Origin of the sequence: Delftia sp. WSY_22 (genome assembly GCF_043104185.1) — a bacterium.
GTDB classification, from domain to species: domain Bacteria; phylum Pseudomonadota; class Gammaproteobacteria; order Burkholderiales; family Burkholderiaceae_C; genus Comamonas; species Comamonas tsuruhatensis.
On the sequence record NZ_JBICKN010000018.1, the window covers coordinates 19,871 to 34,472 of the forward strand.

The 14,602-nt window shown below is 66.4% G+C and carries 15 protein-coding genes; 6 read left to right on the forward strand and 9 right to left on the reverse strand.

Going from position 1 to position 14,602, the window contains the following annotated elements; genetic code table 11:
* The first annotated feature begins 54 nt into the window (after positions 1 to 54).
* Entirely contained in the window at positions 55 to 957 is a 903-nt protein-coding gene (locus ACF8NF_RS09895) for a LysR family transcriptional regulator (RefSeq protein ID WP_252652102.1), read from the forward strand.
* A gap of 198 nt (positions 958 to 1,155) precedes the next feature.
* Here ACF8NF_RS09895 and ACF8NF_RS09900 read toward each other — a convergent pair whose 3' ends face one another.
* Positions 1,156 to 1,287 carry a hypothetical protein gene (locus ACF8NF_RS09900; protein WP_392450533.1) on the reverse strand — a complete coding sequence of 44 codons (132 nt, stop codon included), beginning with the start codon at positions 1,285 to 1,287 and terminating at the stop codon, positions 1,156 to 1,158.
* A gap of 189 nt (positions 1,288 to 1,476) precedes the next feature.
* Here ACF8NF_RS09900 and ACF8NF_RS09905 point away from each other — a divergent pair, with 189 nt between their 5' ends.
* Positions 1,477 to 2,388 (forward strand): bestrophin family protein, encoded by a 912-nt coding sequence (locus ACF8NF_RS09905; protein WP_016447050.1) that lies wholly within the window; start codon positions 1,477 to 1,479, stop codon positions 2,386 to 2,388.
* Positions 2,389 to 2,464: 76 nt separating this feature from the next.
* Positions 2,465 to 2,674 carry a DUF4287 domain-containing protein gene (locus ACF8NF_RS09910; RefSeq protein WP_016451737.1) on the forward strand — a complete coding sequence of 70 codons (210 nt, stop codon included), beginning with the start codon at positions 2,465 to 2,467 and terminating at the stop codon, positions 2,672 to 2,674.
* 17 nt (positions 2,675 to 2,691) lie between these two features.
* On the opposite strand, the gene ACF8NF_RS09915 is transcribed toward ACF8NF_RS09910, so the two are convergent.
* The 3 genes from ACF8NF_RS09915 to ACF8NF_RS09925 are packed head-to-tail and all read right to left on the reverse strand — an operon-like array spanning position 2,692 to position 5,666.
* A complete protein-coding gene (locus ACF8NF_RS09915) occupies positions 2,692 to 3,672 on the reverse strand; it encodes an alpha/beta hydrolase (protein WP_392450534.1) in 981 nt (326 codons plus the stop codon).
* Between the two features lie 2 nt (positions 3,673 to 3,674).
* Complete coding sequence (locus ACF8NF_RS09920; RefSeq protein WP_016447052.1) at positions 3,675 to 4,571, reverse strand: alpha/beta fold hydrolase; 897 nt, start codon at positions 4,569 to 4,571, stop codon at positions 3,675 to 3,677.
* Positions 4,572 to 4,610: 39 nt separating this feature from the next.
* Positions 4,611 to 5,666 (reverse strand): sugar phosphate isomerase/epimerase family protein, encoded by a 1,056-nt coding sequence (locus tag ACF8NF_RS09925; protein ID WP_392450535.1) that lies wholly within the window; start codon positions 5,664 to 5,666, stop codon positions 4,611 to 4,613.
* A gap of 142 nt (positions 5,667 to 5,808) precedes the next feature.
* Here ACF8NF_RS09925 and ACF8NF_RS09930 point away from each other — a divergent pair, with 142 nt between their 5' ends.
* Positions 5,809 to 6,435 carry a TetR/AcrR family transcriptional regulator gene (locus tag ACF8NF_RS09930; RefSeq protein WP_392450536.1) on the forward strand — a complete coding sequence of 209 codons (627 nt, stop codon included), beginning with the start codon at positions 5,809 to 5,811 and terminating at the stop codon, positions 6,433 to 6,435.
* A gap of 4 nt (positions 6,436 to 6,439) precedes the next feature.
* On the opposite strand, the gene ACF8NF_RS09935 is transcribed toward ACF8NF_RS09930, so the two are convergent.
* The 5 genes from ACF8NF_RS09935 to ACF8NF_RS09955 form a co-directional block, all read right to left on the reverse strand.
* On the reverse strand, positions 6,440 to 7,552 hold the full coding sequence (locus ACF8NF_RS09935) for an acyl-CoA dehydrogenase family protein (RefSeq protein ID WP_392450537.1): 1,113 nt from the start codon (positions 7,550 to 7,552) through the stop codon (positions 6,440 to 6,442).
* A gap of 109 nt (positions 7,553 to 7,661) precedes the next feature.
* Positions 7,662 to 8,993: a c-type cytochrome gene (locus ACF8NF_RS09940; protein WP_392444354.1), complete on the reverse strand. Its 1,332-nt coding sequence runs from the start codon at positions 8,991 to 8,993 to the stop codon at positions 7,662 to 7,664.
* Positions 8,994 to 9,010: 17 nt separating this feature from the next.
* Positions 9,011 to 11,311 carry a molybdopterin cofactor-binding domain-containing protein gene (locus tag ACF8NF_RS09945; RefSeq protein ID WP_203400941.1) on the reverse strand — a complete coding sequence of 767 codons (2,301 nt, stop codon included), beginning with the start codon at positions 11,309 to 11,311 and terminating at the stop codon, positions 9,011 to 9,013.
* Positions 11,308 to 11,895 carry a (2Fe-2S)-binding protein gene (locus ACF8NF_RS09950; RefSeq protein ID WP_209801807.1) on the reverse strand — a complete coding sequence of 196 codons (588 nt, stop codon included), beginning with the start codon at positions 11,893 to 11,895 and terminating at the stop codon, positions 11,308 to 11,310. The genes ACF8NF_RS09945 and ACF8NF_RS09950 overlap by 4 nt, the downstream gene beginning before the upstream one ends.
* 629 nt (positions 11,896 to 12,524) lie before the next feature.
* Complete coding sequence (locus tag ACF8NF_RS09955) at positions 12,525 to 12,812, reverse strand: hypothetical protein (RefSeq protein WP_016447059.1); 288 nt, start codon at positions 12,810 to 12,812, stop codon at positions 12,525 to 12,527.
* Positions 12,813 to 13,266: 454 nt separating this feature from the next.
* Between ACF8NF_RS09955 and ACF8NF_RS09960 the strand changes: the two genes are divergently transcribed.
* Both ACF8NF_RS09960 and ACF8NF_RS09965 read left to right on the forward strand, forming a co-directional pair.
* On the forward strand, positions 13,267 to 13,542 hold the full coding sequence (locus ACF8NF_RS09960) for an H-NS family nucleoid-associated regulatory protein (RefSeq protein ID WP_016447060.1): 276 nt from the start codon (positions 13,267 to 13,269) through the stop codon (positions 13,540 to 13,542).
* Between the two features lie 268 nt (positions 13,543 to 13,810).
* Positions 13,811 to 14,599, forward strand: a complete 789-nt coding sequence (locus ACF8NF_RS09965; RefSeq protein ID WP_392450538.1) for an Hpt domain-containing protein — start codon at positions 13,811 to 13,813, stop codon at positions 14,597 to 14,599.
* The last annotated feature ends 3 nt before the right edge of the window (positions 14,600 to 14,602 follow it).

Sequence of the window (14,602 nt, forward strand, 5' to 3'; positions counted from 1 at the left end):
GTAAATTCTCGTAAAGCAAATAGTTTGCAGGTTTAGTATTCGATATTCGAATCCATGGAGCATGCCGTGAACCACCCCGACCTGCAGATCGACTGGCTGCGTGCCCTGGTGGCCGTGGTGGATGCGGGCTCGCTCTCGGCTGCCGCGCCGCTGCTGCACCGATCACAGGCCGCCGTGAGCATGCAGATCAAGAAGCTGGAGACCACCCTGGGCCGGCCCGTGCTGCTGCGCGGCCCGCGCCATCTGCAACTGACGCCCGCAGGCGCGGAGCTGCTGGGCTATGCCCGGCGCATGCTGGAGCTGCAGGCCCAGGCGCAGCAGGCGCTGTTCGGCCCCGACCTGTCCGGGCGCGTGCGGCTGGGCGTGCCGGACGACTACGCATCCACCTATCTGACGCCCGTGCTGCGCAGCTTTGCAGGCCGCTACCAGGGCGTGGAGATCGAGCTGACCTGCGAGCAGTCCACCGCACTCATCCCGCAGGTGGTGCGCGGCACGCTGGACCTGGCCCTGGTCTCACGCGACAGGCCCCAGCGCGGGCGCCTGCTGTTCCACGAGCCCCTGGTCTGGGTGGGCGCGCCGCAGCACGAGGTGTGGAGGAAGAATCCCCTGCCGATTGCCGTCTACGAGGCCGCCAGCCTGGCGCGCACGGCCGCGCTGTCCAGCCTGGCGGCCCAGCGGCGCGCGCACCGCGTGGTCTATCACAGCTCCAGCCTTGCCGGCCAGCTGGCCGCCGTGGAAAGCGGCCTGGCCGTGGCGGTGTTCACGCGCTGCAGCGTGCCCCCGCACCTGCAGGTGCTGCAGAACCTGCCGGCCGGCTTCGAGCTGCCGCCGCTGGTGTCCATGGAAGTGTCGGCCCTGCGCAGCAAGGCCTCGCAGGGCTCGGCGGCCGTGGATGCCATGTACGAGCAGTTGATTGCGACGCTGGGCCAAGCACCTCAGGAACTGACCAAGGCCTGACGCCTGGCGAGGTTCGGCAAGCATTCTGCGCACGCATTTCGCTGTATAGCTGCGCTCGCGCGTTCCCATGCGCGAGCAATGGCTGGCCGCAGGGGCTGCGCCGGGCAACCTCCTCAATGCTGCGCACCAGTTGGGCTTTGGTGCCATCGTGCTCAGTGGCGAGCGCTGTTTTGACCCGGCCCTGCATTCAGCGCTGGGTTAGCGCGAGGGCGAGCATCTGGCCGGCTTCATCAGCCTGGGCTCCATCACCAGCCAGCCATCCCCGCGCGCAACGGTGGCGCCCTCTTCCATGCGCAGGGCATGGCAGGCGGAGCAGGCAGCAGCGGTCACGGCACAGGCCCTTCTCCAGCCAGACGGCAGCCACGACAGCCACGGCAGCGATCTTTGAAGCCGCAGCCGGCGCGTGCAGGGTGGCGCATAAGTGGCGCACAGGTGGCGCACAGGTGGCGCACTGACTGCGCGGGGCGGTTAGAGTTGCGGGGCTGCTGCGCCCTCTTTTCCATCACGGAACAAGCTTTCATGATCATCCGGCCCCGCCCCCACTGGCTGCGCATGCTCTTCGTGCTGCGCGGCTCGGTGCTGCCCGACATCCTGCCCCAGCTGATGGCCGCCACCCTGTTCGCCGTGCTGGTCACGGCCCTGCACGGCCAGCTGTTCGCCTGGAAGGTGCCGCTGAACTTCGTGCCGTTTTCGCTGATCGGGCTGACGCTGGCCATCTTCCTGGGCTTTCGCAACAGCACCAGCTATGCGCGCTATTGGGAGGCGCGCACGCTGTGGGGCACCCTGCTCAACGAGACACGCACCCTGGTGCGCCAGGCCCGCACCTTGACGGACGCGCCGCAGCACGCCCCGGCCCTGGCCATGGTGCTGGCGGCCTTTGTGCATGCGCTGCGCCACCAGTTGCGCGGCACCGATGCCGCGGCCGACATGCGCCGCCTGCTGCCCGCCGCCGACTGCGAGCGCCTGGCCACGGCGCGCTTCAAACCTGCCGTGTTGCTGCTCATGGCCGGCGAATGGCTGCAGGCGCGCCGCCAAGACGGCAGCCTGCAGCCGGTGCTGGTGCCCGCCATGGAGGCGCCGCTGTGCAAGCTGGGCGAGGCACTGGGCGGCTGCGAGCGCATTGCGGGCACGCCCATCCCCTTCACCTACGCAGTGATCATCCACCGCACCATCTACCTGTACTGCCTGCTGCTGCCCTTCGGCCTGGTGGATTCCATCGGCTTCATGACGCCGGTGATCGTGGCCTTCATCGCCTACACCTTCTTCGCGCTGGAGGCACTGGGCGCCGAGCTGGAGGAGCCCTTCGGCACGGCGCCCAACGATCTGGCGCTGGACGCCATGTCGCAGATGATCGAGGCCACGCTGCGCGAGCTGACCGGCGAGGTGCTGCCGCCTGCGCCGCAGCACAAGGATGTGCTGTTCCTGACCTGACCTGACCCTGCCTGCCGGCCCGGACAGCACCAGCGGCACAATCTGCCACCCGCATCACAGGAACAGGACAAGCGCCATGACGGAGACAAGCAAGGTCAAGGGACCGGCCTCGTATTTCCCTTCCATCGAGAAGACCTACGGCCAGCCGATTGCGCACTGGATGCACCTGCTGCAACAGCAGGACACCCGCAAGCACATGGAACTGGTGGGCTGGCTCAAGGCCCAGCACCAGATGGGGCACGGCCATGCGAATGCGCTGGTGGCCGTGTTCCTGGCGCAGGCCTGACCTGCACCCGGCAACCCTCAGCCGATGGCCGTGCCGAAAGCCTGGCGCACGGCGACACCCGCTTCGTCAAACAGGCGGCGTGATGCCGGCGCCAGCCCCAGCATGTGCATGCAGGCGTGCACCATGCCGGGCAGGCGCACGGCCTGCACCGCCACACCGGCCTGCGCCAGCCGCTGCGCATAGGCTTCGGCCTCGTCGCGCAGCGGGTCGTATTCGCAGCTGATCACCGTGGCTTGGGGCAGGCCTGCCAGGTGGTCCGCGCGCAGCGGAGAGACAAGTTCGTGCCGCCCCGGTGCCGCATCGCCCAGGTACGCTCCATAGCAGTACTCCATGGCCGCACGCGTGAGGTAATGACCCTCTCCAAACTGGTGGAACGACGGCGAGTCCATGGCCGCGTCCAGTGCCGGGTACAGCAGCAGCTGGTGGGCGATGGCCGGTGCGCCCGCCGCTCCCCAGCCTTCTTGCTGCCGCGCCAGCAGGCAGGCGGCGGCCGCGAGGTTGCCGCCCGCGCTGTCTCCGGCCACGCCGATGCGCCTGCGATCCAGGCCCAGCGCATCGGCCTGCTCAAAGGTCCAGGCAATGGCATCGCAGAAGTCATGCAACGGCACGGGAAAGCGGTGCTCGGGCGCCAGCCGGTAGTCCACCGAGACCACGACGGCGCCCGTTGCCATGGCCAGTGCGCGGCAGGGGTTGTCGTAGACCTCCAGCGAACCCAGGCACCAGCCGCCGCCGTGGGCGAAGACCAGGGCGGGCTGGGGCGTGGGTGTGTCCGAGGCCAGCGGCCGGTAGATGCGCACGCACAGCGGCGCACCGTCGCGCGCGGGCAGCGTGAAGTCTTCGGTACGGGCCACGGCCTCGGCCGGGCCATGCAGGGCGCGCAGCCCGGCGTCGGTGGCCTCGCGCAGCGCCGCCAGCGTGGGCGGCGTGGGCGGGGCCACGGCCTGGGTTGCCTGCGCCAGCTCGGCGAGATAGCGCGCAATGTCAGCGTCCAGGCCCATGGTCACAGCGTCCTTTGCAGGAAGGGCAGCAGTTCGGCGATGAAGGGCTCGGCGGCTTCCTCCATGATGAAGTGGCCGCAGCCCGGCACGATCACGCCCGACAGGTCATCGGCATGGCCGCGCAGCGTGGCCAGCGGCGCATCGGCCGTGGCGTGCTCGGCGCCAATGGCCAGCACGGGCATGGCCAGCGGGCGCAGCGCACGCTCGCGGTTCTGGCGGATGGTTTCGGGAATGGCACGGTAGTAGGCAAAGCCGCCGCGCAGGCCACCGGGCGCCGCATAGGCATCGACATAGACGTCCACGGCCACGCGGTCGCGCCGCAGCGACCAGCGGTTGAACATGAATTCCAGGTAGGCACGCTCGCGCCCCGCGATCAGGGTCTCGGGCAGGTCGGCCAGCTGGTTGAACATGAAGTGCCACAGGAAGATGTTCTGCTCTGGCGGCGCAAAGATGCTGGGCTCGGGCGCCAGGCCGGGGATCACGGCCTCGGTCAGTGCCAGGGACTGCACGGCCTGCGGCTGGTCGCTGGCCAGCGCATAGGCCACCCACATGCCCACGTCGTGGCCGGCGACCTGGTAGCGCTCATGGCCCAGCGCCAGCATGGTGCGGTGCAGGGTCAGCGCGATGGAGCCCGTGTCGTAGCCGGTGTCGGGCCGGTCCGAAAAGCCCGTGCCCGGCGGATCGACGGCAATGGCCTGGAAGCCCTGCGCCGCCAGTGCCTGCATGACATGGCGCCAGGCATACCAGGTCTGGGGCCAGCCCGGGATCAGCAGCACGGGCGCGCCCTGCCCGGCCGTGATGCAGTGGATGCGGCGGCCGTCGATGCGCACGTAGTCGTGCGAGAACCCGCAGGCCTGGTCTTCCTGCTTGCGCAGGGCGTTCGATGTGAAAGCGTTCATTGTTGGATTCTTTTTGAGGTTCTTTGGCTGCGGGCGTGCTCAGGCGATGCCGAGCATGGCGTTGATCTGGCGCTGGTCCACGGGAGCGCCGGCGAAGTCGTCAAAGATCTTGTCGGTGACGCGGATGATGTGGCGGTTGATGAAGTCCACGCCCTCGCGCGCACCGTCTTCCTGGTCCTTGAGGCAGCACTCCCATTCCAGCGAGGCCCAGCCCTGGTAGTCGTACTGGGCGAACTTGGAGAAGATGGCCTTGAAGTCCACCTGCCCGTCGCCCAGCGAACGGAAGCGCCCTGCCCGCTCCAGCCACGAGGAATAGCCGCCGTAGATGCCCTGGCGCCCGCTGGGCAGGAACTCCGCATCCTTCACATGGAACATGCGGATGTGCTCGCGGTAGATGTCGATGTAGTCGAGGTAGTTGAGCTGCTGCAGCACGAAATGGCTGGGATCGAACAGGATCTTGCAGCGCGCGTGCTGGCCCACCAGTTCATGGAAGCGCTCGAAGCTGGTGCCGTCGTGCAGGTCTTCACTGGGGTGGATTTCGTAGCACAGGTTCACGCCCTGCTCGTCGCAGGCGTCGAGGATGGGGCGCCAGCGGCGCGCCAGCTCCTCGAAGGCGGATTCGATCAGGCCGGCCGGGCGCTGCGGGAACGGGAACAGATAGGGCCAGGCGAACGAGCCCGAGAACGTGCCCATGTCGCTCAGCCCCATGCGGCGCGATGCACTGGCCGACAGCTTGAGCTGCTCCAGCGCCCAGGCCGTGCGTGCGGCCGGATTGCCGCGCAGCGCCTCGGGCGCAAAGCTGTCGCACATGGCGTCGTAGGCCGGGTGCACGGCCACGAGCTGGCCAAAGATGTGCGTGGTCAGCTCGCTGGCCACCAGGCCGTGCGAGGCCAGCATGCCGTTGACATCGTCGCAATAGGTCTGGCTGCTGGCGGCCGTGGCCACGTCGAACAGGCGCTGGTCCCAGGCGGGAATCTGCAGGCCCTTGAAGCCCACGCCGGCCGCCCAGCGTGCGATGTCTTCCAGGGAATTGAACGGTGCCTTGTTGTCGGCGAATTGCGCCAGATGAAGGCTGGGGCCCTTGATGGTCTGCATGTGATTTCCTTGCGTTGAGCTATTGTTTGTTGATCGACAAAGAATAGTATCACGCCAACGCGACTGCTTTTGCGAAGCCGATGCAAGACAGCATCACGGCGCCGCTAAGATGCCGCCCTGACTGTTGACAAGGATGAGGAAGATGGCCGGAAGACCCAGGGAATTTGACCGAGACCAGGCGCTGGAGCGCGCCATGCTGGCGTTCTGGCGGCGCGGCTACGAGGGCACGTCCATGGCCGACCTGGTGCAGGCGCTGGGCATTGCGTCAGCGCGCATCTATGCGGCCTTCGGCAGCAAGCAGGACCTGTTCCGCGAGGCCGTGCAGCGCTACGAGGCCGGTGATGGCGGCTTTGCCGACCGCGCCATGGCCCAGGAGCCGCACGTGCGCGACGCCCTGGCCCGCGTGCTGCGCGATGCCGTGGCCACCTATACGGACGATGCCCATCCGCTGGGCTGCATGGTGGTCACCGCCGCCACCAATTGCGCCGAGGAAAACGAGGCAGTCGCCGCCTGGCTGGCCGAACACCGCCGCCAGCGCACGCAGTCCCTGATCGACCGCCTTCAGCGCGCGCTGGATGAAGGCGAGTTGCGCGCAGGCACCGACGTGCAGGCGTTGGGGGATTTCTATGCCACGCAACTGCACGGCATCTCGGTGCAGGCCCGCGATGGCGTGCCGCGCCAGCGGCTGCTGGCGGCGGTGGAGACCGCCTTGCTGCTGCTGGACACGGCGCTGGAGCCGGCGCTGCAGCCCGCAGGCAAGGCGGGCTGAGCCGTCAGGCGCCGAGCTTTTGCAGTTTTTGCAGCTCGGCGCGCAACTGGATCACGCTGGGCGTGACGATGGGGATGAAGGCCGATTCACGCCAGCGGCGGGCAAAGCCATCGTCCGCATCCAGGCTGTAGGCGCGGCCACCGGCCGTCTGCAGCTCCAGCTGCATGGCCTGCTGCACGCAGTCGTGCAGGGCCAGGCGCAGCGCGAAAAGCCGCTCGGGTGCCTCCACGAAATCGCCGGCCTCGACACCGGCCTTGAGTGCCGCCACCGCCTGCTCCAGATGGCTGCGGGTATCGTCCAGCGGCTGCTGCAGCACATGCCCGCCCTGCCCCATGCGCGAGGCGGCCTGCGCACAGGCCGCGCGCGCCAGCCCGATGGACAGGCCGCATTGCATGCCCAGGAAGGCCGGCCGCACACGCGGCAGGAATCCGCCGGCGCGCTCGGCCAGCAGATCGTCTTCGGTGATGGCCACGTCCTTGAGTTGCAAGGCGGCGGTGTTGGTGCCGCGCAGGGCAATCAACTCCAGATCCGGCGAGCGCTCCAGGCCGGGGCGGTCGGACGGCAGGGCCACGATCATGGGCGGTGCGCCGTCGTCACGCGCCACGGCAATGGCGGCCAGAAAGCGGGGGCCGCGCAGGTTGGTGCACCAGGGCACGCTGCCGTTGAGCAGCCAGCCGCCGCCTTCCCGGGCCGTGGCGCGGATGTTGAGTGCCTCCAGCCCGCTGAGGAATTTCATGATGTTGGACAGCCCCGAGGCACCGGCCGCCTCGCCCGCCAGCAGCGCGGGCAGCCAGCGCTCGCGCAGGGCCGCATTGCCGGTGTTCGCCAGCATCTCGATCAGCACACGCTGGCCCCAGAAGGCAAAGGCGGCGGACATGGAGTGCGTGGCCACCTGGGCAATCGCCTCGATGGCATTGCCGGCGCTGCCGCCCTGCCCGCCTAAGGCATCCGCCAAGCCGTGGCCCAGCAGCCCGGCTTCGGCCAGATAGGGCACGACGGCGGCCGTGGCCTCGCCGTTGCCGGCATCCAGCGCCTGGGCACGTGCATCCAGCCATTGGTGGTTGGCGTCGGTCAGCAGGGGGAAATTGGGCATGGGCTCAGGCATGGGGTCGGGCATGGGGCTTGTCATCTTGCGGGTCACCATAAAAAAAGGGACCGCTGTGGGAACAGCGGTCCCTTGCCATCCTAGCGCAGCACACAGGCTGCGCAGATGACGCAGCGCAGGCTCAGTGCGCCGCCACCTTGCCGGGGCGTGTTTCCTCGCGCAGGGCCTTGACCTTGTCGCTCAGGCCGGGCCATGGCTGCAGGCCGTACTGGCTGCGCATGGTGTTGAGCAGCGTGGCGATCTGATCGTCGCTGAGGTTGTGGCGGAAGGCGGGCATGGTGCCCAGCTGCGGGCGCGCCGGTTGCGTGATGCCGTTGAGCACCACATGGATGGCGTTGGTCGGCGAGTCGCTGTACAGGTTGGTGTTCAGCGACAGCTGGGGACGCACCCCGAAGCTGCTGCCGGCCAGCACGCCGCTGGGATCGGCACGGTGGCAGGCCATGCAGGCGCCCTGGTACAGGCGATAGCCCTGGGCGTCGACCGGCAGCTTGGCAACCTCGGTCTTTTCCTTCACCAGCGCCTCGGCGTCACCCGTGCCAGCGGCATCGGCCACAGGCTTGCGGTACGACATCAGGTAGGTGGCCATGGCGTTGATGTCCTCGGCCGACTGGTGGGACAGGCCTTCGATCACGGGCGCCATGGGGCCGGCGGCCACGCCGTGGCGCTCCGAGAAACCGGTCTGCATGTAGCGGACCAGGTCCTCGCGCGTCCAGGGTAGCGGAGCCACGGCCTTGTCGTTGAGCGCGGGCGCATCCCAGCCGTCGATGAAGGCGCCAGCCAGGTGGTCGGCACCCTTTTTCTCGGCGCCGAACTGGTTGCGCGGCGAGTGGCAGGCGGCGCAGTGGCCCAGGCCTTCGACCAGGTAGGCGCCGCGAATCCACTCGCCCGACTGGTTGGCCGGCGCGGGCTGCTCGCCCGGCTCCAGGTACAGCGCATTCCACAGGGCCAGGCCACGGCGCACGTTGAACGGGAAGTTCAGCGCGGTCTTGGGTGCCTGGTTGGAGACAGCCGGCTCGGTCATCAGGAAGGCATACAGCGCCTTCATGTCCTCATCGGTCACGCGGGTGAATGCCGTGTACGGGAAGGCGGGGTACAGGTAGTTGCCCTCGCGGTCCACACCATGGCGCATGGCGCGCTCGAAGGCCTCGTACGACCAGCGCCCGATGCCGGTTTCGGCATCGGGCGTGATGTTGGTCGAGTAGATGGTGCCGAAGGGGCTGGGCATGGCCAGGCCGCCTGCGTTGCGCTGGCCGCCCGGTGCCGTGTGGCAGACAGCGCAGTCGCCCATGTGCGCCAGGCGGCGCCCCTGGTCGATCTGCTGCTGGCTGAATTCCTGCACCGGGATCTGCTGCAGGGGCGCGATCTCGCTGCGGCCCGTGGCCAGCCAGAAGGCGGCGCCGGCCACGGCGGCCAGGCCGACCACGCCGAGGGTGATTTTCTTGAGTGTGTGCATGTTCCGGTCCTCCGCTCTCAGTTCTGTGCCTTGTCGGCCGGGGCTGCATCGGCAGCCTTTGCCTTGAGTGCGGCCAGCACGCGTGCCGGGGTGAACGGCACTTCGCGCAGGCGCACGCCGGTGGCGTCGAACACGGCGTTGGAGACAGCGGCGGCGCTGGGCACGGAGGCCGATTCGCCCGCGCCCATGGGGTCTTCGCCGGGGCGCTCGACCAGTTGCACGTCGATCTCGGGCAGCTCGTCAAAGCGCAGGATGGGGTAGCCACCCCAGTCCAGCGAGGTCACGCCCTTGCTGTCGAAGGTCACGTACTCCTTGAGCACGCGGCTGGTGGACTGGATGATGTTGCCGTGCACCTGGTGGCGCACGCCGGCCGGGTTGACCATCTCGCCGCAGTCATGGGCCACGAAGACCTTGTCCACCTTGATCACGCCGGTCTCGCGGTCCACGGTCACGTCGCAGATCCAGGTGGCCCAGGCCGCGCCGTAGCCGGGGAACTTGCTGTGGTAGTAGCGGGCGTAGGCAAAGCCACGGCCCTTGACCAGGCGCTGGTCGGCCGGCGCGGGGTTGCGGTGGGCCGGGCCATCCTGCCAGCCGGCCTGCTTGCGGGCGGCATGCGTCAGCGCCACGGCGCGCGGGTCCTTCAGGTAGCGCAGGCGGTAGGCCAGCGGGTCTTCACCGGCCAGGTAGGCACATTCGTCGATCCAGCACTCATGGGCAAAGACGTTGGGCAGGGCCGAGACGCCGCGCATCCACGAAGCGCGCACGATGGGCGCCGCATCCTGCGAGACCACGCGCATCTTGGGGTACTCGTACTGCGGGATGGCCGTACGGTCGCCCATCTGCAGCACCTTGGGCTTGTTGGGCACCTTGCCCGTCAGGATCAGGGCCAGGGCCGCCGCGTCGTTGGACGGGTAGCAGGTCTTGAGCTCATAGCCCAGCACGGCATGGTTCTCGTCCAGGCCGCCGCGCACGCGGATCAATTGGCCCGTGCCCTTGGGCTCCCAGGCGGCTTCCTGCTCGCGCATCAGCTGCACGCGCACCGGGCGGCCCACGGCCTGCGACAGCAGCACGGCGTCGGATGCCACGTCGTCCGCGCAATTGCGGCCATAGCAGCCCGAGGCTTCCAGGCGCGTCACATTGATCTGGTCGGCCGCCATGCCGGTCAGCGTGGCGATGTCCTTGCGCACGTCGTGCGGGTTCTGCGACCCGGTCCAGACCTGGATCTGGCTGGCGGACACCTCGGCCACGGCGCAGGACGGGCCGATGGAGGCATGCAGGTGGTAGGGCCAGACGTAGTCGGCCTCGATCACCTTCTTGGCGCCCGAGAAGGCCTCGTCAATGCCCGCGTCCTCGCGCAGCATGCGGTCGGTCTTCTCGTGCTTGACCAGGGTGTCGTGCATGGCGTTCAGCGACAGGTCGGGCACGCCGGCCCAGTCCTTCCACTTCACCTCCAGCTGGCGCATGGCGGCAATGGCCTGCTCTTCGCGCTCGGCCACGATGCCCACGAAATCGCCCTGCACCACCACCTTGACGATGCCCGGCAGATGAGCGACCGACTGCTCGTTCACAGAGATCAGGCTGCTGCCCAGCGGCGCAGACGCATCGGCACCGCCATAGGGCGGGCGCACCACGCGGCCGTGCAGCATGCCGGGCACGCGCACATCGTGCACATAGGCCAGCGCGCCCAGCACCTTGGCCGGAATGTCCACGCGCTGCACGGACTTGCCGATGTAGTTGAAGCCGCCGGTGCGCAGCGGCACTTCCTTGTCCAGCGCAATGTTCAGGTCCTGGCCCTGGGCCAGTTCGCCGTAGCCGATGCGTCGCCCGCCCTTGGCCACCACCGCGCCCTTGGACGTGGTCAGTGCGGACACGGGCTGCTGCAGCTTCTCGGCAGCCAGGCCCAGCAGCAGCTGGCGCACCTGCGCGGCGGCCTTGCGCATGGGGATGGCGTCCACCTGGATGGTGTTGCTGGCAATGGTCGGGCCCTGGTTGGGCGTGCGGCCCGTGTGGCCCAGAACCATGGTGATGCGTTCGAACTCCACATCGAGCTCATCGGCCACCAGCTGCGCCAGCGAGGTACGGATGCCCGTGCCCAGGTCCACGTGGCCGTGGTAGGCCGTGACGCTGCCGTCCGCGCCAATGGCGATGAAGCTGCTCACCCGGTCAATGGGGGGAATGGGGAAGGCGCCGGCCACGGCGGGCGCCGTACCCGTGCTTTCAGCCACCAGGCCAGCGGCCGCCACCGAGCTGACCATGACCATGCCGCCCAGCTTGAGCAGGTTGCGGCGCGTCAGTTGAAGGGGGTTGGATGCACTCATGCTGCACCTCCCTGGGCGATCAGCACGCGGGCGCGGGCGGCGGCCCGCATGATTTCCACATGCGTGCCGCAGCGGCACAGGTGACCGGACAGGGCCTGGGTGACTTCCTCGTCGGTGGCCGTGGGCTTGTGGTCGAACAAGGCCACCAGGGCCATGACCATGCCGTTGGTGCAGTAGCCGCACTGGGCGGCCTGCTCGTCAATGAAAGCCTGCTGCACGGGGTGCAGTCGGTAGACAGCCTTGACCGGTGCATCGGCTGCCGGCTTGCCGGCAGGCATCCCCGGCACGGCGGCCGGATGGGCTGCTTCCCAGTCACGCGCCACGCGGGCGTGCTCGGCCTGGGTCGCGTCCTGGGACAGGCCTTCCAGCGTCGTGACCTTCATGCCCTGGACCACGCTCACGGGAACGGAGCAGGAGCGGGCCACCTTGCCGTCGATCAGCACGGCGCATGCGCCGCATTCGCCCAGGCCGCAGCCGAACTTGGGACCGTTGAGCTGCATGTCGTTGCGCAGCACATAAAGCAGCGGCGTCTCCGGGCTGACGCCCTGGATCTCGACCTCTTGTTGGTTGAGAGTGAATTTCATCGTATGCAAACCTTGTGGTTGACAACAGGTGCAAACCATAGGTGCGCACTGAAAAATCAGGCGTCAGGCACGCCGCAGCAGGGCCCGAAAAAGAAAGCCCACCGCCGGCGGGGTGGGCTATTTCACGTGGTTTTTAGAGGCAAGTCGGATGGCTGGCTGCCTGTTGTATGCAAACGATTCTATGCCTCGCACTTGCTCGCCGCTGCCAGCGTGCCGCCATCCCGGCACCCGCACAGACTGCAGATTTCCGTGGCTTTTTATGCACAAGACCAAACTCATCCATCGGAAATATCCACTAAAGCACAGCGCAGCAGGCTGATCAGTGAGCCTGCACCAAGAGCGAAAAGGAGTGCACCACCGCAGTGCACAGGAGGGCAGGACACGCTGCAGCAATTTCCGTCCGGATCTTTCAGCCATGCACGGCCGGGCATAGAGATCGCAGCCCGTCCAGGCGTTCAACGCGTCGGCTCGAAAATCACACCAACCCAGCAAAACACTCGGCTTTTACCTGCATCAAATTCCAGTGAGAACGCTTGAAATTCACGAATGCATCATGCGCAGCGCCTGCAAAACACCTGCTCGTCTGCAGGATCGGCACCACGCAAGGCTGCTGGCTGCCACCCCAAGCATCAGCGGGTGCCCGGTGTGATCTGGATCGTGCCAAGGCCCGAATCCATGGCCACACGCCGCCGGGGAGTCAGCCAATGCACCCACAGCCCCCAAAGCCACCCCAGCGCAAACACGCAGGCCAAGGCCAACATGCCCCAGCGCCCGGCAGACAGCGCGCTGTAAATCCAATACGGCATGCCCCCCAGGCCGAAGAGGCAGGCCCATCGCCGAAGCGCGGCGGAACGGGATTGGGACAGCCAGACGGCAAGGGCTGCGGGGAGTGCGAAGGCGATCTGATCGATGCTCATGACTGCATCATACTGTACAAATAAACAGCATTGCACAGAAAAAACCAGACGCTTGCACAAGGCACGTCGACGGGACGGCCACACCCTCTGATTTGTTCGCATCTCATCTGGCAAGCAGCGTACAGACTGGACTTGAAGGATTCCGAATCCGCACCGGAGTTTGGGTAAATCGCGGCCCTTGCATCGCTCAATACCAGCACCGCCGGCCAAGAACCCGGAGTCACGGCTTATCCAGTTCCGCCCAGCCCGAAAGCGAGGGTGCACAGGATTTTGAAAACCCGCAGAACATACAGCGCCATACTGCGCAACGGCTCTTTAACCAAGGTTTACCTGGCAGTTTGAACGCATTCGGGACGGGCAATGGTGGTCATAGGGGGAAATAATCGAAAGCATGCAAACCGGTTCTTAAAAAACAGTTAATATTCGCGCTTCAATCCATGAAAGGCAAACTACCGTGAGCAACACATACAAAGAACTTCTGGCGCAGCGCGAAGCACTTGAGGCCCAGATCCAGACAGCACGCAAGCAAGAAGTCAGTGATGTGATCGCCAAGATTCGCGGTCTGGTTCAGGATTACGGCCTGACAGCCGACGACATTTTCACGGCACGCCGCGCCTCCTCCACCGTGGCCCCCAAGTTCCGCAATCCAGAGACAGGTGACACCTGGACCGGACGCGGCAAGCCGCCCGCCTGGATCAAGGACAAGGATCGCGCCCAGTTCGCCATCTGAAGCCCTGGATAAACGCCTCCATGAAAACAGCCTGCAGTCACTTGCAGGCTTTTTTCATTCTGCCCCCACCTGGAGCGTGCACCTGAATTGGCGTGCCTGCACTTCTGCAGGGCGGCATTGCCCAGGCCTGGCCCCGTGCAATCGCGGCAAGCACGCGCACATGCCCTTAGACATGCACTGTGGATGGATGCCGTGGTTCAATCAGTCGGCCTGATCTGCATCTTGAAATTTCTCGCTGCAGAGACCGGCCCCCGACGTTCGGCCTTCCATGACAAAACAGATCTCCGCCCCGGACAGTGCCCCCACCGCACGCCGTCCTGACAAGCTACCGACCGCCTTTGGAACGACACCTGTCGCAGATGCACTCTTGCGGCCCCATCTGCCATTTTCAGGACAGCAGATTCTGTTCATCTCGTCATGCGACGATCAGCACACCCATCTGCTCCCTTTGCTCAAGGAGTGGGGTTTGGTGACCACGGCATGCCGCCATCCCACCGCGATTCGCCAGGATCGGCTACAGAAGTTCCACGTTGTCGTGCTGTGCGGGCCGAAGACTTTATGGAATGCCAAGGACGAAAACCGCCTGGTGGCAGGAGCGGCACGCATCATCGAATGTGAAGCCAGCCATCCCATGCAGCCCAGAGTGATCAATGCCCGCATCATCGCGGTATCCTGGCATTCACCGCAGGGGATTTTTGATGCGCTGACGATGGCGATCCATTCAACGCATGCCAACCCCGACAGCCTCCTGCCGACTGACGAAGTCGTTCATTTCGAGAAAATTGCGCCAACCATCAGAAATGCCTTCCTGGAATCTGCGCGCTCTTCTCTGGCAACCATCAAATCCAGCCCAAACTGCAAAGATGTGCAAAGAGAGCTTCACAACCTGTCTGGCTCACTGAGATTCTTTGATCTGGTCGAGTTGTCAATACGGTGTGCCGACCTGGAAAGCCGCATGGGCCATGATGGGCTGGCATATCACAGACATTCGCTCTCGCTGCTGGAGCTCCAGCTTGAAGCAGTCATCCAGGACATACAGGCGCTGAAGGCGGAATGAACA